18 protein-coding genes and 1 tRNA gene are annotated in these 22,489 nt (G+C 41.4%); 6 read left to right on the top strand and 13 right to left on the bottom strand.

Translation table 11 applies throughout. From position 1 onward, the window contains the following. Positions 1-33: 33 nt before the first annotated feature. From ACA086_RS01490 to ACA086_RS01475, 4 genes are read right to left on the bottom strand one after another with little or no spacing between them, the layout of a single operon-like run. Positions 34-903, bottom strand: a complete 870-nt coding sequence (locus ACA086_RS01490) for a LytTR family transcriptional regulator DNA-binding domain-containing protein (protein WP_371001532.1) — start codon at positions 901-903, stop codon at positions 34-36. Between the two features lie 35 nt (positions 904-938). Then, a complete protein-coding gene (locus ACA086_RS01485) occupies positions 939-1,706 on the bottom strand; it encodes an enoyl-CoA hydratase/isomerase family protein (protein ID WP_371001530.1) in 768 nt (255 codons plus the stop codon). A gap of 21 nt (positions 1,707-1,727) precedes the next feature. Then, positions 1,728-3,062: an MATE family efflux transporter gene (locus ACA086_RS01480; protein WP_371001528.1), complete on the bottom strand. Its 1,335-nt coding sequence runs from the start codon at positions 3,060-3,062 to the stop codon at positions 1,728-1,730. 22 nt (positions 3,063-3,084) lie between these two features. Then, positions 3,085-3,585, bottom strand: coding sequence for a GNAT family N-acetyltransferase (locus ACA086_RS01475; RefSeq protein WP_371001526.1), 501 nt, complete (start codon positions 3,583-3,585; stop codon positions 3,085-3,087). A 50-nt stretch (positions 3,586-3,635) separates the two neighbouring features. Between ACA086_RS01475 and ACA086_RS01470 the strand changes: the two genes are divergently transcribed. Then, a complete protein-coding gene (locus ACA086_RS01470) occupies positions 3,636-4,433 on the top strand; it encodes a universal stress protein (protein ID WP_371001524.1) in 798 nt (265 codons plus the stop codon). A gap of 347 nt (positions 4,434-4,780) precedes the next feature. Here the strand turns inward: ACA086_RS01470 and ACA086_RS01465 are convergent. Next, positions 4,781-4,854 (bottom strand) — tRNA-Ala (locus tag ACA086_RS01465). Between the two features lie 131 nt (positions 4,855-4,985). Between ACA086_RS01465 and ACA086_RS01460 the strand changes: the two genes are divergently transcribed. Beyond that, positions 4,986-5,705 (top strand): SDR family oxidoreductase, encoded by a 720-nt coding sequence (locus tag ACA086_RS01460; protein WP_371001522.1) that lies wholly within the window; start codon positions 4,986-4,988, stop codon positions 5,703-5,705. Here the strand turns inward: ACA086_RS01460 and ACA086_RS01455 are convergent. The 4 genes from ACA086_RS01455 to ACA086_RS01440 all read right to left on the bottom strand — a co-directional run bounded on the left by ACA086_RS01455 (position 5,702) and on the right by ACA086_RS01440 (position 14,316). Continuing rightward, positions 5,702-8,455: a PD-(D/E)XK nuclease family protein gene (locus tag ACA086_RS01455; RefSeq protein ID WP_371001519.1), complete on the bottom strand. Its 2,754-nt coding sequence runs from the start codon at positions 8,453-8,455 to the stop codon at positions 5,702-5,704. The genes ACA086_RS01460 and ACA086_RS01455 overlap by 4 nt on opposite strands. A 60-nt stretch (positions 8,456-8,515) precedes the next feature. Beyond that, entirely contained in the window at positions 8,516-9,874 is a 1,359-nt protein-coding gene (locus ACA086_RS01450) for an OmpA family protein (protein WP_371001516.1), read from the bottom strand. A 111-nt stretch (positions 9,875-9,985) separates the two neighbouring features. Next, positions 9,986-11,179 (bottom strand): glycine C-acetyltransferase, encoded by a 1,194-nt coding sequence (gene kbl, locus ACA086_RS01445; protein ID WP_371001514.1) that lies wholly within the window; start codon positions 11,177-11,179, stop codon positions 9,986-9,988. A 2-nt stretch (positions 11,180-11,181) separates the two neighbouring features. Next, positions 11,182-14,316, bottom strand: a complete 3,135-nt coding sequence (locus ACA086_RS01440; RefSeq protein WP_371001512.1) for a UvrD-helicase domain-containing protein — start codon at positions 14,314-14,316, stop codon at positions 11,182-11,184. 95 nt (positions 14,317-14,411) lie between these two features. On the opposite strand from ACA086_RS01440, the gene ACA086_RS01435 reads away from it, so the two are divergent. Continuing rightward, positions 14,412-15,020 (top strand): superoxide dismutase, encoded by a 609-nt coding sequence (locus ACA086_RS01435; RefSeq protein ID WP_369748039.1) that lies wholly within the window; start codon positions 14,412-14,414, stop codon positions 15,018-15,020. Between the two features lie 692 nt (positions 15,021-15,712). On the opposite strand, the gene ACA086_RS01430 is transcribed toward ACA086_RS01435, so the two are convergent. The 4 genes from ACA086_RS01430 to ACA086_RS01415 all read right to left on the bottom strand — a co-directional run bounded on the left by ACA086_RS01430 (position 15,713) and on the right by ACA086_RS01415 (position 19,860). Next, on the bottom strand, positions 15,713-17,611 hold the full coding sequence (locus ACA086_RS01430; protein ID WP_371001509.1) for an amidophosphoribosyltransferase: 1,899 nt from the start codon (positions 17,609-17,611) through the stop codon (positions 15,713-15,715). A 38-nt stretch (positions 17,612-17,649) separates the two neighbouring features. Next, positions 17,650-18,576 carry a PfkB family carbohydrate kinase gene (locus ACA086_RS01425; RefSeq protein ID WP_371001508.1) on the bottom strand — a complete coding sequence of 309 codons (927 nt, stop codon included), beginning with the start codon at positions 18,574-18,576 and terminating at the stop codon, positions 17,650-17,652. A gap of 79 nt (positions 18,577-18,655) precedes the next feature. Then, complete coding sequence (locus ACA086_RS01420; protein ID WP_371001506.1) at positions 18,656-19,291, bottom strand: viroplasmin family protein; 636 nt, start codon at positions 19,289-19,291, stop codon at positions 18,656-18,658. Beyond that, positions 19,291-19,860, bottom strand: a complete 570-nt coding sequence (locus ACA086_RS01415; RefSeq protein WP_371001504.1) for a phosphoribosylglycinamide formyltransferase — start codon at positions 19,858-19,860, stop codon at positions 19,291-19,293. The genes ACA086_RS01420 and ACA086_RS01415 overlap by 1 nt, the downstream gene beginning before the upstream one ends. A 240-nt stretch (positions 19,861-20,100) precedes the next feature. On the opposite strand from ACA086_RS01415, the gene ACA086_RS01410 reads away from it, so the two are divergent. The 3 genes from ACA086_RS01410 to rnc all read left to right on the top strand — a co-directional run bounded on the left by ACA086_RS01410 (position 20,101) and on the right by rnc (position 22,444). Further along, on the top strand, positions 20,101-20,334 hold the full coding sequence (locus ACA086_RS01410) for an acyl carrier protein (protein WP_009778413.1): 234 nt from the start codon (positions 20,101-20,103) through the stop codon (positions 20,332-20,334). A gap of 111 nt (positions 20,335-20,445) precedes the next feature. Continuing rightward, positions 20,446-21,696, top strand: coding sequence for a beta-ketoacyl-ACP synthase II (gene fabF, locus ACA086_RS01405; RefSeq protein ID WP_371001500.1), 1,251 nt, complete (start codon positions 20,446-20,448; stop codon positions 21,694-21,696). A gap of 7 nt (positions 21,697-21,703) precedes the next feature. After that, the gene (gene rnc, locus ACA086_RS01400; protein ID WP_371001498.1) at positions 21,704-22,444 is read left to right on the top strand and encodes a ribonuclease III; all 741 of its coding nucleotides are present in this window, start codon (positions 21,704-21,706) and stop codon (positions 22,442-22,444) included. Positions 22,445-22,489 lie beyond the last annotated feature (45 nt).

Here is a 22,489-nt window from a genome sequence, read left to right as displayed (position 1 = left end):
CAAGGTTTTGGGACCAGTGACAAGGAAATAAACCTAGTTTTTTAAACTCGCTTCAAAAGCAGAGATCATATTCCGGGAAACGGGGATCACCGCATCGCATTCCTTTAAGCTTAGTTGGTATCCCTGTGCATTGCCTTTCACATGGCTGAGGTAGGAGAGATTTACAACAAATGAACGGTGGGTTCTGATGATTTCCTTAACAGATCGAAGCTGTTTTTCAAAATCTCTTATTGATATCCTTTTTAAAACCTTAATTATTGCATTGTCCTGGACTAAATGCAATACCAGGTAATTCCCATCGGCTTTGGCATATAGAAATCGTTCCACTTCCAGATTGAATCTGTCCATTTTTACCTGGGTCTCGATGGGGATTACTAAATTTTCCTTTTTGATACTTTTGGCCATTCTCTTATGTTCAAGGATTTGAGCCTCTTTGATATATCTCGCATTAAGAAGATTAAAATTGACAGAAATAATAATTCCTACAAGGAGGATTCCAACCAGGAAGGTATTGCTGATTTCTTCGCGGAAGTAGCCCCATGACCAGTTGTTGGGATTGTCGTAAATAAGGTCGCGAATCAGGAATTGTACAATTCCGATCAGGAGGAGGAATATGGAGAGAAAAAGGATGTCTTTTCCAATTGTCCACCTTTCCTCCAGGGAAGGTGAAAAATATATGAAAGGATACATCAGGATAAGAATCAGGACCGGAGTGGCAGAATGGATTACACTAATCCAGAAATAATCCATGCGGTGTTCTGCAGGATTGACATCAAAGGGAGCAAAAAAATAATTGAACAGAAAAGCAAGAAGAAAAATAATCAGGGCAAACTGCCATAGCGACTTACCGCGAAAATAAAATGGGTAGGGCGTGTTTAATATTTTTCTTAAAGAAAAGTTCATGGATATTCCTTGAATTCCAGGGGTTAAAATAGTCGCTATTTTTTAAAAGCAGCCATCGCTTTCTTTGTATGGTCAGACAATGCCAGGGCACCCGTTTGGGCAGCTCTGTTGGTGAGTAGAGTCCCCCAATCTTCTGTCCCTTCCCACAAGGCCTGTTTTAAAGCGGCAAGGGCCATGGGATTGTATTTTGCCAATTGGGAAGTAAAAAATTCGAGTTCCTTATCCATTTCTTTGACATTGCCATACACTTTGGAAAAAAGCCCTTTCTCTTTTGCCCAATAGGCATTCTTCCATTCGGTAGGAGACAGGGAAAGTTCTGCCAAACCGTGTGCTCCAACCTTTCTTTTTACTGCGGGGGCTATAACTAAAGGAGCAATCCCTATGCTTAGTTCAGAGAGTTTCACGGAAGCATCCTCTGTTGCGAAAACATAATCGCAGGCAGAGATGAGTCCAACCCCACCACCTACTGCTTTCCCCTGAACCCTGCCTATAATGGGCTGGGAACAGTTTCTCATGGCATTGATGACATGGGCAAAACCGCTGAAAAACTCAGTTCCTTCCTTTTGGTTGGAAACCGCCATTAGTTCGTGAAAGGAAGCCCCGGCACAAAAAGCTCCGTCCCCTTCAGATTTTAGAACAATAAGCGATACGCTGTTATCAGAAGAGAGCTCTTGCAGTTGCTTTGTAAGGCGCTGCAGTAATTCAGAAACAAAAGAATTCCCTGCCGGATGGCCAAATTCTATGGTGGCGACACCTTGGTTGACGGAGGTATATAAACTGCCATTAGCTCTGTTAGTTCCCATATAAGGTAGATTTACTCAAAATTACGTCTTTTGCAAAAGGGGGCGAAATTTTCTCCTGAACTTCCACACCAGGGCCCCACCTCTGATAGTCATCCAGACCGTGATCGCAATCCAGATCCCGTAAAGCCCCAGATTCATGTATTTTCCGAGGAAAAGAGATGGAATAAAGCCGATAAAGGTAGCGATCAGCAGGACATTTCTGAGGTATCGCATTTCCCCCAATCCCTTAAATAAGCCGTCGAAGACGAATGCTACCGTATTCAGTGGGAGAGCGAGGATTACAATAAAGAAAATAGAATAAAAGGTTTTTAATACCCCTGTGTCATTAGAAAATAACTCACCCAGCGGGCGATAAAGAACAAATCCGATAATCATCAACACCCCGCTTACCAGTATTCCATAGAGCATTATTTTCTTGGAAAGTTTCCAGAGATTCGTAAAATCCCTTGCCCCCAATAACCTGCCACCCATTATATTTCCTGCCGCCCCATAGCCATCGATAAAGAAAGCGGCGAAGAGCCAAAGGTTAATGGCAATTGTATGGGCTCCGATAAATCGGTCTCCCAGAGCCGTTGCTTCTCTTACGGCTAATATCAAAGTGATGTTCAGGGCCACTGCCCTTACAAACAAATTCAGGCTCATCCCTATTAACCTCCTCAACTCGGGATGAATCGGGAGTTTTGGCCTGAGAGAGATATTGGTTTTGGTGATTAAAAGAATAAGAGACATAGCTGCCATCACCCCTTGTGAAATTAAACTGGCCCATGCGGCACCTTCCAGATACATTGGAGTGATAAAACCTTCTATGCCGTAAACCAGGATAAAATCAAGGCCGATGTTCAGTACCGCACCTACTATGGCTATCATCATGGGCCAATACGTATTTTGCAAGCCTCTGAATATTCCCATTACGGCAAAAGCAAAAAGCGTTAGTGGAAAACCCCAGACCCGGATAGAATAATATGAAATACAAAACTCAAGGATTTTGCCTTTTGCATTCAGAAGGAGGAAAATTTCTTCAACAACAAATACAGTTCCCAAAAGGATCACAATACTCAAAAGGACGTTCAGTGTTATGGCCTGTGCAGGAAGGGTGGAGACCTGATCGAGTTTACCGGCCCCGAGATATTGGGATATAATTGCAGAAATAGCACTCCTGGTTTGTCCTAAGATCCAGATAAGCATGGATAAAAAAGCACCCACGATACCCACAGCAGCCAGGGATTCCAATCCATTTTCGGGAATGTTCCCCACTATTGCCGTATCGGTGATAGATAGAATGGGTTCGGCTATACCTGCTATGGTTGCCGGAATGGCCAGTTTATTTATGGTTTTAAAGCTTACACGAGTAGTCAAATCGGGTTGTCAGATGAAGGAATTATAAAATAAGTTCGTAACAATAAAATGGATAGGGACTTTGTTTCGGAAAATAGATCGGTTCCAGTTTTTTGTACCCTCTTGCTTCATAAAATCGTTGGTTTCTCTCATTTTTACTGAAGGTATCCAATCTAACCGAGGTATAATTTTCCTCCCTCGCCATTTTTTCGGCTTTGTCCATAAGTTGCCGCGCATATCCTTTTCCCTGAAAATCGGGGTGAATTGCAAGTCGGTGTACATAAATGTTAATTTCATTGGGAGTAAGCCATTTTACGGGTAGATATTCCTCATCCATCACTGTAGTTATGCAAATGTAACCCACAATCTGCCCATCAATTTCCTTGACAAACAACTCTCCTCTTTCGATATCATTATTAAATATTTCTTGGGATGGGTAATGATCGTTCCATTGCTCTATTCCCTGTGCCAGCATATGATGTGCACAGGCCTTTGTAACACACATGATCTGGTGAATTTCGCCTATCTTTGCGGGTCGGATCATTTTTTAAAGCCAATTATTGCGTAAATTTAGAGTATAAATCCCTAACCACTATGAAGAACATATTAGTACCAATCGGAACCTCACCCAATGCTCATGAAACACTTCAATTTGCGGTGGATTTTGCTGCTCAGTTCTCATCCACGGTATATGTTATGGAAGTTTTTAATGTAACCAGCGGTGCGGGGAAATTAACCAATATTTCTGCCAAAGTAGAAAAGAGCGGGAAAGAAAGACTGAAAGAAATTATAGGTAAGGTAAATGCGAGGGATGTCGATATAAAAATTGCCACCTATAACGGAGATCTTATTGACGGGTTAAAAGAAATTGATGAAGAGATAGGGATTGATCTTTTGGTAATCGCTCCAAGGAGCAATGATATAAAGGAAGAACTTTATTTAGGGCATACTTCGGGGCGAATGATTAAGAGAACTGATATCCCTACACTAATCGTACCGAAAGGGACAAATTTCAGCCCTTTTAAAGTTGTACTTACCGGGTTTAAGTCGGGAGTATTAAAAAGGAATAGAATCCTTGATCCCCTTATCCAGATTAAAAATAAGTTTGAGTCTGATATCCATTTACTTCTTGTAAAAACTCCCGGATATACTGATAAAGACCTGCAGGTGAATACAGCCTTGATGGATATAAGTTCTCAACTGACACTAGCTGAGCACGCGACTACTTATCTCGGGATTTTAGAGCACATTCAACTTCATCAACCGGACCTTCTCTGCGTGTTCAGGAGGAAGAGAGGGGTTTTTACCAACTTGTGGGAGAAGAATACTATCCATAAAGCTGAGTTCTCAGCCAAGATTCCTGTTTTGGTTCTTAGTGTAAAGAAGGATTAAATATATCATTACAGAAAGCAAAGGTTGAATCGACGGGATTATCGGAGTAGCTGTCGTTGCTCCAGATGAACTCCCGTCCTGCAAATGCAATTTTCATTACTTATGCAATACCTGCGGTATTGACGCTTCAGAAAACAAAAAACTGCTCGAGTAAACTCGGCAGTTTTTCTATAATAGGGTAACCGGAGTAACTTCGTTGCTCCAGATGAACTCCCGTCCTGCAAATGCAATTTTCATTACTTATGCAATACCTGCGGTATTGAAGCTTCAGAAAACAAAAAACTGCTCGAGTAAACTCGGCAGTTTTTCTTATTTCCGAATCGCGTAATGAAAATTGCGATTGATCGTGGAGAATACCGGAGTCGAACCGGTGACCTCTTGCCTGCCAGGCAAGCGCTCTAGCCAGCTGAGCTAATCCCCCATTAGGCAAGGGCAAAGGAACTAATTTTTAAGTAAGTTTCAAAATGCAGCCTTCTTTTATTTTAAGAAAACAATAACGCCTGATGTTTTAGATCTTCTTGTCTTCACCCTATTTTAGAAAAAAAGTAAAAAATGGTAAATTTAGAAGGGAAAGTGGCCTATATCACAGGAGGAACAAAAGGGATAGGTTATGGAATTGCGGAAACCCTCCTCAATGCAGGGATGAAAGTTGCCATTAGTGGCAGGGATACTCAGAATGCAAAAGAAGTGGCTAAGCAATTGGGAACCGAAGAGAGAGTTCTTGGTCTGGGGTCTGATGTCACAGAGCCTGAGGATGAAGAAAAAGCTGTTAACGCAGTACTTAAAAAATGGGGGCAGCTCGATGTGGTAATTGCCAATGCCGGAGTGGGCATCTTTAAGCCTGTAGGCGAGCTCAGTACAGCGGAATGGCGTAAGATGATAGACACCAATCTCAACGGCCCGTTTTTCACACTTAAGGCTTCTCTGGATGCCTTGAGAAGGTCTCAAGGGTACTATATTACAATTGCCAGCCTGGCGGGAACTAATTTTTTCGCTTCAGGAACAGGGTATAATGCTTCTAAATTTGGATTGGTAGGATTTACACAGGCAGCTATGCTCGATCTTAGGTCGTCTGACATTAAGGTTTCTACCATCATGCCGGGTTCTGTTGCTACTCATTTTAATAATAATATCCCTGATGATAAGGATTCCTGGAAAATTCAGCCGGAAGACATCGGCCTGCTGGTGGAGGACCTGTTGCGAATGAATCCGCGTACATTACCCAGCAAGATCGAAGTGAGGCCCACCAGGCCCGATAAGAAGAATACCTAGTTTTGTGGTGCCTCAAAAGCAACCTCCTGATCGAATATTTTTCGTATTAGAAGCTCAAACTGTTCACGAAATTCCAAAAGTGTAGCAGAGGTAATAATATAGTCTTTTTTAGAATACCGTCCCCCTGAAGCTTCTTTTGTGCAAAACCTCATAAAACCATTCTCGAGACTGCGAAATGGAATTATGGCGGCTTCAAAGTTTTCCGTACCGTATTTTTCATTGTACATCAGGGAGTAGGCCATCATTTGAAATGCCTTGCCTTTATCTGGCTCTGTAGTAATAGCATCCCATCCGGTGATTTCAACCTCAGAATTCTTTGTGTTCCCCGTTTTATAATCCAGAATTCGAAGAACGCCGTCTTTTTTGTCAATCCGGTCTATAGTCCCCTTTAAACATATGGGAAATTCCAGGCCCTGAACAGTTATAGTAGTGCTTAATTCTTCCTCTACGGCAATCAATTCGATTTTGTGATTCCTGCTACTTTCTATTTCCATTTCCAGAAATTTATGCAGATATCGCTGTATTACATGATAGGCAATAAGATTTTTTCCTTCCGTTAGCGAGACATTAGGATAGTAATCCGCAAAGGCATTCCTGACAACTTCAGGAATCAAAGAAATACGTTCCCTGATGGCTTCAGGACGGAGTACAGATCCCACAAACGGTTGATATAAAATCTCAATACTGGCGTGTATAATGGTCCCGAAAGTATTGGCAGCAATATTTTCTTCAACCTCTTCAGATTCTCTCATCCCCAACACGTATTTTTTATAAAAATCGATAGGGTCTTTGATATAGCTGGAGAGAGATGAAGGAGAAAATCCCTTTCTGGCGCGTTCCCGGAGGAGAGATAATACGGAAACATCCTTGGCGATGGATTTTCTTATGGGGGCCGTTAAACTCATAGAAGGGCTGGCTATAATTTGACGAATACTACCCTCTACCCGATTTTCTGAAAGTAGCTGGGAAATAAACCTGCTTTTTTCTCCCCCTTCAAGGACATCAGGTTCTGTGTTATATAGTAAATAAATATTCTTTGCTCGTTGAAGCAGACGGTAGAAATGGTAGGTGTACACGGCATCCTTTTCCTTATAGGTGGGCATTCTAAACTCTTGCTTAAGATCGAACGGAATAAAGGACCCACTTGTTTTTCCTGAAGGTAAAATACCTTCATTAAGGGATGTAATAATGACGGTTTCAAAATCTAGATTCCTGCTTTCAAGCATTCCCATCAGTTGTATGCCTTCCAATGGCTTTCCGTAGAAATCCAGGGTTTCTTTATTTGTCAACTCTCTGTACAGACTCTGCAACGATTTTATATCATAAATAAAATCGTATTTATTAAGGTAAATTTTGATTTCATTAATCACCACTAATGTTTTCGCCAGGTATTCCAAGGCAATAGAATCACCAAACGACTCAAAACGCTCTTTCAGCTCATGAGCTATTTCTATGGAGGCATCCAGAAGTTTTCCGGGAGAAGTATATTTTCTGGAAAATAACAACTGAAGGATACTGCGATCCTCCTTACTCAGATTGTGGAGTTGTTCGGGTTGGATATACACCCAATTTTTCTCCCGGATCTCTTTATAAAGCTGAGTAAGAGTTTCTTCAGGTTTTTTAAAAAGTCTTTTAATATAGGGGTGTGAAACCAGGGAGATTATATCATTGTAGTACCAGCCTTTGGAATTCCAATTCAGATAAAGAGCTATAAATTCGCTGTAAAGACTGGCAGCGGGAGTTTGTGATAAGGGTAGCCCCATCGTAATATTGATACTGGAAACAACATCCGGGATGGAATTGAGTAATGGATTCAGGAGGTTTTCGTCACCCAGAATCACTGCAGTGCTTTGCGGAGAATGTTTGCTATCCGCAGTGAACTGTTTTAAAAGAGAACCAACATACTTTGCCTGAGAGACATTTCTGGGTACCCCTATAATATTGATATTCTTTTCCTGGAGATAATTCGGTGCAGGGCCTTTTAAAGTATTTTTTTCAAAATGAGACCAATTTTTTAAATAGGATCGAACAAAATAACCGGCATCATGGACAGGATCTTCAATAAAAACGGGGTCAATGTCCCAATAGATTTCTGCTTTCTTTTGATCCAAAAGACATTGAATGATGGTGGATTCTGAAGTATTCAGCGCATTAAAACCAATAAAATAGTGCGATCCTTCATTCACTTCGGCTGCGTATTCTTCAATATTTTGGCTCGCTTTGCGATATACCAGTCCCTGGTATCCGATATTCTGATCGATTAAATGTTTGGAAAACTTATGATATATGGTTTCAAGGGAATTCCAGAACTCAATATACGCCTCTATCATCGGAGTTTTATCGGCCTTTACATACCAGTGATTTGTTTCCTGAATGGCACTGAGGTATGCAAATAACTGCTTTTGAGGAATGAGGTAGCGATCGATTTCATTAAAGTCCTGTAAAAGGGTGTTACCCCAATTGGAAAAATCATGAAAATTATCAGCCTTATCCCCGTGAATAGATTTGTAAACCTGATACAATTCGAAGATCAGTTGGGTATTAGAGGCATAGGTCAGGCCGGAAATAAGACCTATAAACTCTTCAATAGTATAGATAGTAGGGGCAAAACCTGCTTTACTTGTAGCTTGAGCAAATTTCTGGAGAAGAAAGAGACTAGCTCTTTTACTTGGAACAACCAGGACAAGGTCGTCATCGACTACTTTTTCCGAAATAATATCGGAGACCACTTCTTCAAGAAATGTATTCATAGCCAAAAATAAAAAAAGCTCCGCATTTGCGGAGCTTTTATATAAAGTTATAAACGTTGCTTATTTAACCAAGTTGATCTCAACTCTTCTGTTCTGAGCTCTTCCGGCTCTTGTGTTGTTAGAAGCGATAGGCTTAGCTTCACCGTATCCGATGGCTGTTAACCTGTCTGCTCCAATTCCTTCTTGGATAAGGAAATCACGAACTGAGTTAGCTCTTTTTTCAGAAAGAGACTGGTTTAGTTTATCGCTACCTACACTATCAGTATGTCCTTCAACAGTAAACTTAGCATTTGGATATTCGTTGAGGATCTTGATAATATCTACGAATACAGAAACAGATTCTGTTTTCAGAGAAGCCCTACCAGTATCGAACAAGATAGTTCTTGCGTAGTCGTTCAATTGCTTCTGAACTTCTTCAGTAACTTCAGGACAACCCTGGTTAGCTACAGTTCCCGCAACTTCTGGACACTGATCGTCTTTGTCAAGAACACCGTCACCATCAGTATCAGGCCATGGGCATCCTTTGTTTTCAGCAGGACCAGCTTCGCTAGGACATGCATCATCTTTATCAGCTACTCCGTCTCCGTCAGCATCTGGGCAACCAGCAAGGGCAGCGATACCAGCTTCGTTCGGACATGCGTCATCTTTATCAGCGATACCATCACCGTCAGCATCAGGACATCCGTTTAATTCTTTAGAACCAGCTTCATTAGGACAGCTGTCTTTTCCATCTTCGATGCCGTCTCCGTCAGAGTCAGGACATCCGTTGAAAGCTGCTAAACCAGCAACTTCAGGACATGCATCGTCTTTGTCGTAGATTCCGTCACCATCGGTATCAGTTCCACCGAATTTAATGGAAATACCAGCAGTGTGCTGGAAATGCTTTACACCGTAATCTTCAAAAGCATGCTTGTAGCCTGTCTGAAGAGTAAAGCCGATGTTGTCGTTAAACCAGTAACTAGCACCAAGACCAGCGTTGGCTGTTCCGAATCCGATTTCATCAACCCAGGTATAACCACCACCTATTTCAACAAAAGGGATGATTTTCTTGTCTTTAAGGATATTATATTTAATGGTACCATCCACAGCGTAATGAGAAAGGTCGTCAGCTGAAGCGTCACCCAATTTAGAGATACGGTTCAAACTACCCCTGGCTCCTACAGAGAAACCGTCTCCTACATACTTGGATACAGATACATAAGAAATAGAAGGCAAAATGTTCCAGTGATCGTTAACATTAAAGTACTCACTGAATAAAGTACCTGTTGGGTAAGCGGCGTCTTGGTCATTAGTAGGATAAACATCTATCGCGTTTACACCAAAGCTAACTTGCCACGGATTATTCTCATCCTGCGCTTGAACGTTGTTAAACCCTATTAAAAGTAGGCCAACAACCAATAATCTGCTAAGCTGTTTCATGTTCAAATTTTTAAGTTTAAGTGTTTATTAGCTGCAAATGTAAGTTGTTAAGAATTATTAACAAAATCAATTTCTTTTTTTTTTACTGTATTCCCCTGAAAACAGTACGGTTTAGAGTATTTTCAGCTCCTTTGCCACCTTGATAAAGGCCTCAATCGCTGTGTCTAAATGGGCTCTGGTATGCGCCGCGGACAGCTGAACTCTGATCCGGGCTTTACCTTTGGGAACTACTGGATAGAAGAAGCCAATTACATAAATACCCTCTTCCAATAACATATCGGCCATTTGTTGAGACAACTTGGCATCATAAAGCATCACAGGAACAATAGCGGAATCTCCGTCAATGATGTCGAATCCAGCATCTTTCATCCCTTTTTTAAAATATCTGGTGTTGCTTTCCAGTTTATCCCTTAAATCTGTATTCTTTTCCAGGATATCAAATACCTTAATACTGGCTCCTACAATTGACGGAGCAAGGGAATTGCTAAAGAGGTAAGGCCTGGACCGCTGTCTGAGCATATCGATAATTTCTTTCTTTCCGGTGGTATAACCGCCCATTGCGCCGCCCAGGGCTTTTCCAAGCGTACCGGTGATAATATCAATACGATCCAAAACTCCCTTTTCCTCCAGGGTGCCCTTTCCGGTTTTACCAATAAAGCCGGTTGCATGGCATTCGTCAATCATAACCATAGCATCATAGGTTTCTGCCAGATCACATATCTTATCAAGTGGGGCCAGTAAACCATCCATTGAAAAAACTCCGTCTGTAACAATTAATTTGAAACGCGCATTATCTGCATTGGCCTGTTTTAACTGTGTTTCCAGATCTGCCATGTCGCTATTCGCATAGCGATAGCGTTTCGCTTTACACAAACGCACGCCATCTATAATGGAAGCGTGATTCAGTGAATCTGAGATAATAGCATCTTCTGCAGATAGCAATGGCTCAAAAATCCCTCCGTTGGCATCAAAGCACGCGGCATAGAGAATAGTATCTTCAGTGTCGTAGAACTTAGCGATCCTTGCTTCCAGTTCTTTGTGGATATCCTGGGTGCCACAAATAAATCGTACTGAGGACATTCCAAATCCATGAGAATCCAGCGTGTCTTTTGCTGCCTGTATCACTTCGGGATGGGAAGAAAGCCCCAGGTAATTATTTGAACAAAAATTGATCACCTCCTGCCCGGTTGAGATTTTTATAACTGCACCCTGGGGTGAAGTAATAATGCGTTCTTTTTTGTAGAGGCCTGCCTCTTCGATGGCTTCCAGTTCTTCTTTAAGATATTTCTGTATGCTGCTATACATATTTATATGAATATAGGTTTAATTTCATCTTGTACGTAAATCAGGACTTTGTGCTCAACTGTATACCCCATTGCAACCAGTACTTCACCGTAAGAATTAAGTTGGGTGAGATCAGAAGATTTCTGATGTCCGGTCTTGTAATCCAGAATGGAGACTTTCTTCTCCTCAAAGACCAACCTGTCTGGCCGCAAAATTACCCCATTTTGTGAGATTATGGTTTTTTCATTTTTAATTTTACTTCCCGGCCTGAAAAAACGGCTAAGAAGTGGATGATGTACAATGCTATCGAAGAGTTCTTTGTAAGTGCTGCCTTCATTTTCCTGGATAACCCCACTGCGTACTAAATCGGCAACTGCAGACTCAATATCATCAGCCGTGTCTACAATACTCATTCCGTAATGCAAGACATTGCCTTGTGAGAGGGCCAGCTCTCTGGACGATCCCCATAATTCTCCGGCACGGGTACTTATTTCCAGTTGTCCTCCGAATTTTGTGGTAGCCGTATATGGAACAGATTCCTGTTCAAATTCAAGGGCAGCCTCCATCTTACTATATTGTAAATCCCCGAAAGTGTACTGATACTTGTCTTGTTCCCAAATTCCAAGTTGCTTCAGGTAATTGATAAACAAGCCTGAATAATAGGTAGGCTTACTTTCTCCTTTGGCGGTAAGGTCCATTTCCGTAATGATAAATACCCCCTGAATACCCCTCGTTAAAGCCACATATAATAAATTAAAGGAGTCGAGTTCCATTTTGTGCTGCTCTTCTTCATATAGTTCTTCTGATTCCTCATTGTAAAGGGCCATATCTTTCTTTTTACTGACTAGGATATGGCTAAACCCTTCAAGGGCCTCATCATGAGCAGGAACCCAGAGTTTTGTTCCCCTGTCATCATAGATACCCGAGTTGGCAAATGGAAAGATCACAAATGGGAATTCCAACCCCTTGGCCTTGTGGATGGTCATCAGCTGTACGGCATCCATATTTTCGGGCGCAGGGATACTCCACTTACTTTTATTCTTCTCCCAGATATTGATAAAGGAATTAAATCCCGAATCGTGTTTTAATTCAACATCAAGGACTTCGTCGAGTAAGTTGCTGATATACGCCTGAGACTCCCCAAGGAGATCAAACCGCTCAATGGCGTATTCCAAAGCATCGAACACAGACCTTTGGTTGAATGCGGCCAGGTCAAACTGGTACTCGGCTTTTAAAAATGGTGTAAGCTTTCCAAGATGCTCGGAAATAAACTGGTGTCTGCCCTTTTCCGGACTCAGGTAAATAAGGATGTCGAACTGGATATTGAGATCAGAAGACTGAATGGAATACTTCAGTAGATTGATCAGAAATCGCACCACGGGATCACTCTCGAGGAGCAAGGCATCTGAGGAAATGATTGGTATCTGGTTATTTATAAGGTATTCGGCCAGGGTAATACCTTGTTTATTGGATCTGAACAGCACAGAAACGGCTCCGAAAGGAATTCCTTTTGAGCGCAAATGAATTATGTGCTTAAGTACCTCTTCACAATAGGCTTGTTCCTTGTCGTCTTCAATGTTCTGTAGAAAGTTTATACTTACTACCCCTCCTTTTTTAAAGGTGTGTTGTTGTTTGTTGCCTTTCAGAAATAAATCCTGGTAGAGTTTATTGTTTAAATAAGGAACCGCTGAGGAAAAGAAACCGTTGTTGAAAGTAACAATCTCCTGAAAACTTCTGAAATTAGTTTCAAGAGACTCTGTCCTAGGTGAGAGACCAAAAAGGGTATTGTTGTTGTTGATGAGATTGAGGAATAATTCTGACCTTCCACCCCTCCAGCGGTAAATCGCTTGTTTGGCATCTCCAACCAGGAAGAGGCTGCCCCTGTTTCCCTGCAGGTCTTCACTCTGTAATGCATGAGATATAAGGGGAACCAGATTATACCATTGATTCAGAGAAGTGTCCTGGAATTCATCTATAAAATAGTGGCGATATTTCTCCCCCAGACGTTCATATATAAATGGTGTAGGCTGATCTCTTATCTGTTCCGAAATAAGGGTATTAAATGCCGAGATAGGTAGTTGTTCCCGTTCTTCAAGTAATTGATCAATCTCCTTTTGCAAGGCATTGAGCAATGTCAGAGGGACTAAATTCTGATAGACGTTTTTTAAAAAACTCAATCGGCCGTAACCTTCTTTGATCTCCAACCACAATCTGATAAATTCTGGCATTAACCCGTCTATAGCCTGTTTCTTATGCTCAGCGGTTTTTTTTGGATACAAGGGTGTGCTGCCAAAATCTTTTTTCCAGCCCGTTGAGAAATCAAGAGTAGAGGGATCTTCTTGTATTTTTTTGAGAAATTTTGGGAAATAACCTGAATAGAAATCGGCTTGCTCTAAATCGGCTTCATCCATCAGGGAGAGCACACTGTCCGCTATTGCTTTTAATTTTTCGGTGTGTGTTTTTAAAAGACGTCGCAATTCCTTTTGAAGATTCAGAAAAGAAGTGAGGTCCTTGCTTTTGAGTTCCTCCAGATAAACAAGGTGATTTTCATCAAAAAGCATTTTCCCTACCTGACTGAGGTCATAACTGAGATCCCAACTTTTATTGTCTTCAATTTTTTGCAGTGCAAAAGCGATAAACAGGTCTGTAAGTTGATCATCAGCCCCGGCATTGCCCAGCATTCTGTCTATCCCTTCTGCAAGCAAAAGGTCTGTATCAAGAACAACTTCAAAATTCTGTGGAATCTTCAGATCTCTTGCAAAGGTTTTTAGCAGACGGTGGTTGAATTTATCTATGGTTGATATATCGAAGAAGGCATAATTATGCAGTATTTCTCTGAGGACCTTTTTAGCCCTTATCCTTAGCGTATCAGCATCGATTTGGAGTTCTTCCACCAGCTTCTGAAACAGATCATTTTCGTCGTTGTCGGCATCCGAAGAAAAAAGAAACAGGCTGCTAAGGATACGCTGTTTCATTTCATTCACAGCCTTATTTGTAAAGGTAATGGCAAGGATCTTTCTAAAATTCTGAGATCCCTCATGGATGAGGATTAATTTCAGGTATTCCTTGACCAGGGTAAAGGTTTTACCCGATCCGGCTGAAGCGTCGTAAATCTGATAAGCGTACAGTTGTTTAGATTTTCCTTGCAAATTAAGCAAACCCCGAGAGTTCTTAACATATAATTAGGGGAATATAATTGTTAAAATCCCTACTTTTGAGAATCACTGAATATTAACTTTTAACTTTAATAAAAATGGCATTTGAACTACCAAAACTACCCTATGCATATGACGCTCTCGAGCCATATATCGATGCAAGGACAATGGAAATACATCACACAAAACACCATAACGGCTACACTACGAAACTCAATGCGGCCATAGAAGGAACCCCCCTTGAAGGAAAAGGGATAAAGGAGATTCTTTCGGGACTCGATATGAACAATAAAGCCGTAAGAAACAATGGAGGAGGGTTTTTTAATCACACGCTCTTCTGGGAAATTATGGGGCCGGACGCCGGTGGAAATCCTTCCGGGGATTTAGCCGATGCGATTAATTCAGCATTCGGGTCATTTGATGGTTTTAAAGATAAATTCAGTTCCGCAGCCGGGAGCCAATTTGGTTCAGGCTGGGCATGGCTTTGCGTACATCCAGGTGGAAAAGTAGAGATTTGTGCTACCCCCAACCAGGATAATCCCCTGATGCCCAACACCGGTTGTGGCGGGAATCCTATCTTGGGATTAGATGTATGGGAACATGCCTACTATCTGCATTATCAGAACCGACGACCAGATTACATCAATGCATTTTTTAATGTGATCAATTGGGATAAGGTCGCTGAGAATTACAAGGCACATAAATAGAAACTAATAAATACATTTTGGGAAACCGCAGCTTCTGAAGTTGCGGTTTTTTTTATGATCGAAGAGCAAAAAAAGAACATAGAAAAGGGCGGAGAAGCCTCCACCCTTTTCGTCCCAAATCTTACCATAAACTTAACCTACTTATGCTATGGCACCACTAAATTACTGGTATTGTGAGAAATAACAAAGAAAATCGAAGAAATTTTGGACAAGATCATTAGGTAAAATGTGTGGCTGGAAAGCCCAAAAAGGAATAAAAGAAGCTAAGACTTTGATTATCAGAAATAAAAAAGGCAGGAATGAACCTGCCTTTTTTCCCCAAATCTTACCATGAACTTAACCTACTTATGCTATGGTTCTCCAAATGTAAATGAAGAGGTCGCTGAAGAAAAAGGTTTTGGACGAACGTCTCTTTAATTGGTTGAAATACCGTTAATGGATAAAAGGAAGGAATGTATTAAGGAAAGGGACTACAAATTCTAACCTGGTTGACTTAACTGCGGAATTGTGTAAAATAAAAAAGGTGGAGAAGTCTCCACCTTTTTTGCCCCAAATCTTACCATGAACTTAACCTACTTATGCTATGGCAAGTCTAATGTAACTTCGTTTGATGCTGAATGACGATAAAGGCGATTAAATGCATATATTATCGATGAAATGCACTAAGTGGTGTATTTCGTCTGTTTTATTGGCTAATAAGCCCTCTCATTTTTGCCTTCATAAAAATTGATAAAGGCCTTATTGACTACTTTATTTCCACCTGCAGTAGGGTAGTCACCAGTAAAATACCAGTCACCTAAATTGTCAGGACAGGCCATATGAAGATTGCCAATAGTCTGATAGATAATCTTAACCTCAGCCTTTATGCCTTCCGGGGACAAGAGCTCTCCGATCTTGTCTGATATCTGATCGGCACTGAATGGCGCATAAAACTCCTTGACATAGTTGATGATCTCTTTGTCCTTTTTGTGAAATTGCTCCTTACATTTTTTATAGATATCATCTACAAGTGATAGAGAATTGTGTTCTTTATGAAGGGCCAGGGCTGCCTTAAAGGCAATAAAATCTTCTAATTTAGCCATATCTATCCCGTAACAATCAGGATAGCGGATTTGGGGAGCCGAAGAAACCACAATGATTTTTTTAGGTCCCAATCTGTCGAGAATACCAAGGATACTATTTTTTAAGGTAGTACCTCTTACGATACTGTCGTCAATAATGACAAGGTTGTCATTTTCATTGACCGACCCATACGTAATATCATAGACGTGGGCTACAAGGTCATCTCTGCTACTATCCTGAGTGATAAAGGTCCTTAGCTTCGCATCCTTGATAGCAACTTTTTCAATTCGGGGTCTGATCTCCAGGATCTGATGCAATTCTTCGCTTGTAATTCCTGAGCCTATTTCGAGGATTTGTTCTTCCTTTTTCTTGTTTAGATAATTCTGGGCTTCTTTAACCATACCCAGAAATGAGGTTTCGGCCGTATTGGGAATATAAGAGAAAACGGTGTTCCTGATATCGTTATCGATAGCAGAAAGAATTTTTGGGAAGATGAGTTTTCCGAGTTCCTTCCGCTCCTGATAGATCTCTTTGTCACTGCCCCTGGAAAAATAAATCCGTTCAAAGGAGCATGCCTTTCTCTCAAGCGGCTCCATGATCTTTTTAATATTAACCGTCCCTTTCTTTTTAATGATGATGGCATGGGCAGGTTTCAATTCCTGAACCGCCTCATATTTTACATTAAAAACCGTTTGAATAGCTGCGCGTTCTGAGGCCACCACTACTACCTCTTCATCCTTGTAGAAATAAGTTGGTCGTATTCCCGATGGATCTCTGAGGACAAAGGCATCTCCATGACCCAATAGTCCGGCCATCGCATATCCCCCATCCCAGTTCTTAGCGGCCTTTTTTAGAATTTTCGCCAGATTGAGTCGTTCTGCAATCAGGGGTGAAGCCTCCATTTTGTTGTAGCCTTCTTTCTTGATCTCTTTGTATAGCTTGGCTACGGCATCATCTAAGAAATGCCCGATCTTTTCCATAACGGTTACCGTATCAGCCATCTCTTTGGGATGCTGACCCAGTTGTACCAGGTTGTCGAACAACTCGGTCACATTAGTCATATTGAAATTCCCGGCAACAATCAGGTTACGATGCATCCAATTATTCTGACGGAGAAAGGGGTGTACATTTTCTATACTATTCTTTCCGAAGGTACCGTAACGAACATGTCCCAATAGTACTTCTCCAATGTATGGGATGTAATTCTTCTGTGCCTCAGCGTCATTTATTAACTCCGGATTTTCCTCAAAGGCCCTATTGATACGATCGGTGATCTGGGCAAAAATATCCTGAATGGGTTGTGACTGAACCGACCTTACCCGACTCATATATCGCTGGCCGGGTTGAACATCGAGCTTAATACTGGCAAAGCCCGCACCGTCTTGTCCTCGGTTGTGCTGCTTTTCCATCATGAGGTACATTTTATTGACCCCGTAGACGGCAGACCCGTACTTTTTCTTGTAATAATCGAGGGGCTTTAAAAGTCTGATCAGGGAAATACCACACTCGTGTTTAATGGCGTCACTCATAGCTCATTGCATAAAAAAAGCCCCGGAAAGGCAGGGCATTATTTTAACTCAATATCAAATTGTGTTAACTGTTTAAATTGATTTAACCTGCGGTCTACTTCATCTTTGGATAGGTTTTGCATCCTTTCCGTACCAAACTTCTCCACACAAAACGAAGCCAGATTGGCCCCGTGTATTACTGCATTCCTAAGATTGTTAAAAGAAACGTTCTCAGACTCGGTAAGATAACCCACAAATCCTCCGGCAAAGGTATCTCCCGCACCCGTAGGATCAAACACCTCTTCGAGGGGTAATGCCGGGGCAAAAAACACCTCCCCATTGTGGAAAAGCAATGCGCCGTTTTCCCCTTTTTTAATCACCACGTATTTCGGGCCCATTTCATGAATTTTCTGTGCTGCCTTTACCAGGGAATATTCATTGGCCAATTGCCTTGCTTCCTCGTCATTGATTGTGATAACATCTGTTTTTTTGATAACTTCTATCAATTCAGGTAGTGTATTATTCATCCAGAAATTCATCGTATCTAATACAATCAATTTTGGCTCAGCCTGCATCTGTTCTATGGCACTCAGCTGTACTGAAGGATGGAGGTTTCCCAGCATAAGGACGTCCGCATCCCTGAAATGAGCAGGGATAACCGGTTTAAAATCTGCTAAGACATTAAGTTCGGTTACCAGGGTATCCCGGCTGTTAAGGTCATTATCATATTTCCCGCTCCAGAAGAAAGTCTTGCCGTTCTCAACCACTTCAATGCCTGATATATCGACTCCCCTTTTTTCGAGTAATTCCAGATATGTCTGGGGAAAGTCGTCACCCACAATTGAAACAATTGCAGATTCAACTTTAAACTGAGAAGCCGCTAGGCCAATAAAGGTAGCTGCACCACCCAGTATTTTATCGGTTTTACCAAAAGGCGTTTCGATTGCATCAAAGGCCACGGTTCCCAATATTAAAAGCTTGCCCATATAAAAGGTTCAAATTCGTTGCAAATATACGCTTTTGTTATTCCTGTGGAACCTGAGGTAAATGGAAATTCAGGAAGGGTTATTTTCGACCGAAATCAGCAGGTATTTCACCCCAGGCTGCGGTTTCCCATTTAACCACGGGAGTTTTGTACGAATTTTTATTAAGCCAGATTTCAGCTCTTTCAACCAGCTCGAATAATTCCTTATTCCTGGTATTTGGCTGCAACTTCGTATTGCATTTCTTTTTCCTCACCCAACTCATGGCGGTGCGTGAATCTGTATAAAGAACACGATCTGATTTTCTTTCCTTAAGAAAGGCCAGGCCATGCACAATGGCCAGGAATTCTCCTATGTTATTGGTACCCTGGGCGAATGGCCCCTGTCTGAACAACTGTTTTTTCGTCCTGGTGTCTACACCTCGGTATTCCATTTTGCCTGGATTTCCACTCGACGCAGCATCAACCGCAATAGAGTGCATATTGGGTTCTCCTATCTTTAATAATTCAGTTGCTGATAATCCCGGCTCCTTCTTTTTGCTGCCTTTGTAGACAGCGTAAGAACTATTATAAGCCTTTTCGGCCTGCTCACGGGTAGAAAAAGACATATACTGGGCCCCTTTCATCCCCGATATCTGTTTTTTACAAGCATCCCAGCTATCATATATACCGGGGACTTTTCCCTTCCAGACTACGTATAATTTGTTTTTTTTGGCCATTAATTTTCTGATAAAACGGCTTCTATTATCTGTGGAAAATGAAGATGTTCAAGTTGCTGAACCTTTCTGCCAATGTCATCTGCTGAATCAGAGGATGATATTCCAACTCGGATTTGCTTAATGATGGCACCTTCATCATATCGGTCATTGACGAAGTGTACGGTAATTCCTGATTCGGATTCCTTATCGGCCTTTACGGCTTTATGGACATGTTTTCCATACATGCCTTTACCTCCGTACTTTGGGAGTAATGCAGGATGGATATTTATAATTTTATCAGGGAAGGTGGCTACCATTTCCGCGGGGATTTTCCGCAGGAACCCGGCCAATACTATCAGATCAGGTTGAAGGCAGCTGAGGAATTGTAGTAATACGGACTTATCTTTAAAAGCATGGCTATTAAAGAAGAAAGCCGGAATACCTAGCGCATTACAACGATCGAGAACATAAGCATCTCTTTTATTAGTAAAAACACAGGAAACGCAAATTGTTTGATGGCCCTCAAAATACCTGACAATGTTTTCTACATTGGTGCCGGAGCCGGAAGCAAATAAGACGATATGTTTCATTTTATAATCCGCGATGGAACGAGTGCGCTTTCCCTGCCAAAGTTTATTAAAATGATAAAAGGATTGGCATTTCTTTCATTCATATGTGGAGGGATAATAATGGCCCCCAATTTTCTGACGCTAAAGTAATATACTTGCCATTAATTTTCTTAAATTACCCGACAAATTGGCGAGGTATGGTGTATTTCTACCAAAGTTTTTTATTTTTGCCAACAATTAAAAATTAAAACCAAAAAAATTATGTCAGACATTGCATCAAGAGTTAAGGCAATTATCGTTGATAAGTTAGGCGTTGATGAAAACGAAGTAGTGGCAGAAGCTAGCTTCACTAACGATCTGGGGGCAGATTCATTGGACACCGTTGAGTTGATAATGGAATTTGAGAAAGAATTTGATATCCAGATTCCGGATGATCAGGCAGAAAATATTGCAACCGTCGGCCAGGCTATTAGCTATATTGAAGAGGCCAAATAAGTAATGATATCAGGAACATGATGTAAATTATCCATGTGGTCACCACGCTGCATGGATATTTTTTTTTAATTTTCACACGGTATAGGTACATCTGAAACAAAAAATGATTCCATGGAGTTAAAAAGAGTAGTTGTTACCGGACTAGGGGCATTGACACCCATTGGCAATACCCTGGATCAATATTGGGAAGGACTTAAATCAGGAAAAAGTGGTTCAGCCCCAATTACGTATTACGATACCGAGAAATTTAAGACCAAGTTCGCTTGTGAAATCAAGAATTTCGACCCTCAGAATTACTTCGATCGGAAAGAAGCAAGAAAATTAGACCGTTTTGCTCAATATGCACTTGTCTCTTCAGATGAGGCTATTATAGATTCCGGTTTGGATTTGAATTCTATTGATAAATTCAGGGTAGGTGTTATCTGGGGAGCAGGAATCGGCGGTCTGGAAACCTTTCAAAATGAAGTGATGGACTTTGCCAAGGGAGATGGAACCCCAAGGTTTAATCCTTTCTTTATCCCAAAAATGATTGCAGACATAGCCCCTGGGAATATTTCTATAAAACACGGATTTATGGGGCCGAACTATACTACAGTTTCGGCATGTGCCTCCTCTGCCAACGCAATGATTGATGCCTTAAATTATATCAGGCTCGGATATTGTGATGTGGTGGTCACAGGAGGAAGTGAAGCGGCAGTTACTATGGCAGGAATGGGTGGATTTAACGCCATGCATGCGCTTTCTACCAGAAATGAAAGTCCGGAAACTGCCTCAAGGCCATTTGATGCTACCAGAGATGGCTTTGTCCTTGGAGAAGGAGCCGGCGCCCTGATTCTTGAAGAATACGAACACGCCAAAGCAAGAGGAGCAAAAATTTATGCCGAAGTTGCCGGAGGTGGAATGTCTAGTGATGCTTATCACATGACTGCCCCGCATCCGGATGGGATAGGGGTTGTAAAAGTGATGGAGAATTGCTTACGAGATGCCGGAATGAAACCGGAAGACGTGGATGCGATCAATACACATGGAACTTCAACACCACTGGGCGATGTAGCTGAATTAAAAGCAATTTCTCAGGTATTTGGAGAACATGCACCTAAGATCAATATCAACTCTACAAAGTCGATGACAGGCCATTTATTGGGTGCCGCCGGGGCTATTGAGGCCATTGCCTCCATCCTGGCAATGAAGCACAACCTGGTTCCTCCAACTATTAATCATTCAACGGTTGACGAGAATATTGATCCTAAATTAAATCTGACCCTGAACAAGGCCCAGCCCAGAGATGTATCTGTGGCCATGAGCAACACCTTTGGATTTGGCGGTCATAATGCCTGTGTAATCTTTAAAAAAATAAGCTAAAGACCGGATGAATTTTCCTTCAAATATTTTCAATTCCCATTCCAACAAGGATGGGGATTTTTTTTTAGGAATATCAAATATTCTGGGATTTAAACCTAAAGACGTTAGTATCTATAAGAAGGCTTTTTTACACCGTTCGGCGAATCAAAGAGACAATAAAGGGAACCCGATGAATTACGAACGTCTCGAATTTCTCGGAGATGCCATGCTGGGAACGATTATCTCAAAACATTTGTATAACGAGGTGCCAGGAGGAGATGAAGGATACCTAACCAAAATGAGATCGAAAATTGTCAGCAGAAAGCATCTCAATGAATTGGGGAAAGATCTGAACCTTATTTTTTATGTGGAAAGCAAAATTCCCAAATCACACTTTGGCGATAATATTCATGGAAACGTTTTCGAAGCCCTTATAGGGGCTATTTACCTGGATAGAGGATATAACTACTGCGAAAAATTTATACAGGAACGGGTCATTGAACCCTATGTGGACATTGAACAGCTCGAAGGAAAGGTGATCAGTTATAAAAGTTTGCTCATCGAATGGTGTCAAAAACAAAAAAAAGAATTCAAATACAACGTATACGAAGACGATGGCAATGATCCCCTCAAGCATTTTGCCGTAAAATTCAGTATTAATGGGAAACTGGTAGCCAAAGCCAGGGCAACTTCTAAAAAAAAGGCGGAGGAAAAAGCCTCTAAAAGAGCTTTTTTTGCCCTGCAACATAAAATTGAGAACTCTCAATAGTAGTACGCAAAGGTTTGCGTTGACATTTCTTCCCGAATGAAGGCC

The sequence above is a fragment of the Muriicola sp. E247 genome, assembly GCF_041358175.1.
GTDB lineage: Bacteria > Bacteroidota > Bacteroidia > Flavobacteriales > Flavobacteriaceae > Muriicola.
This window is presented reverse-complemented; position numbering and strand designations above follow the sequence as displayed.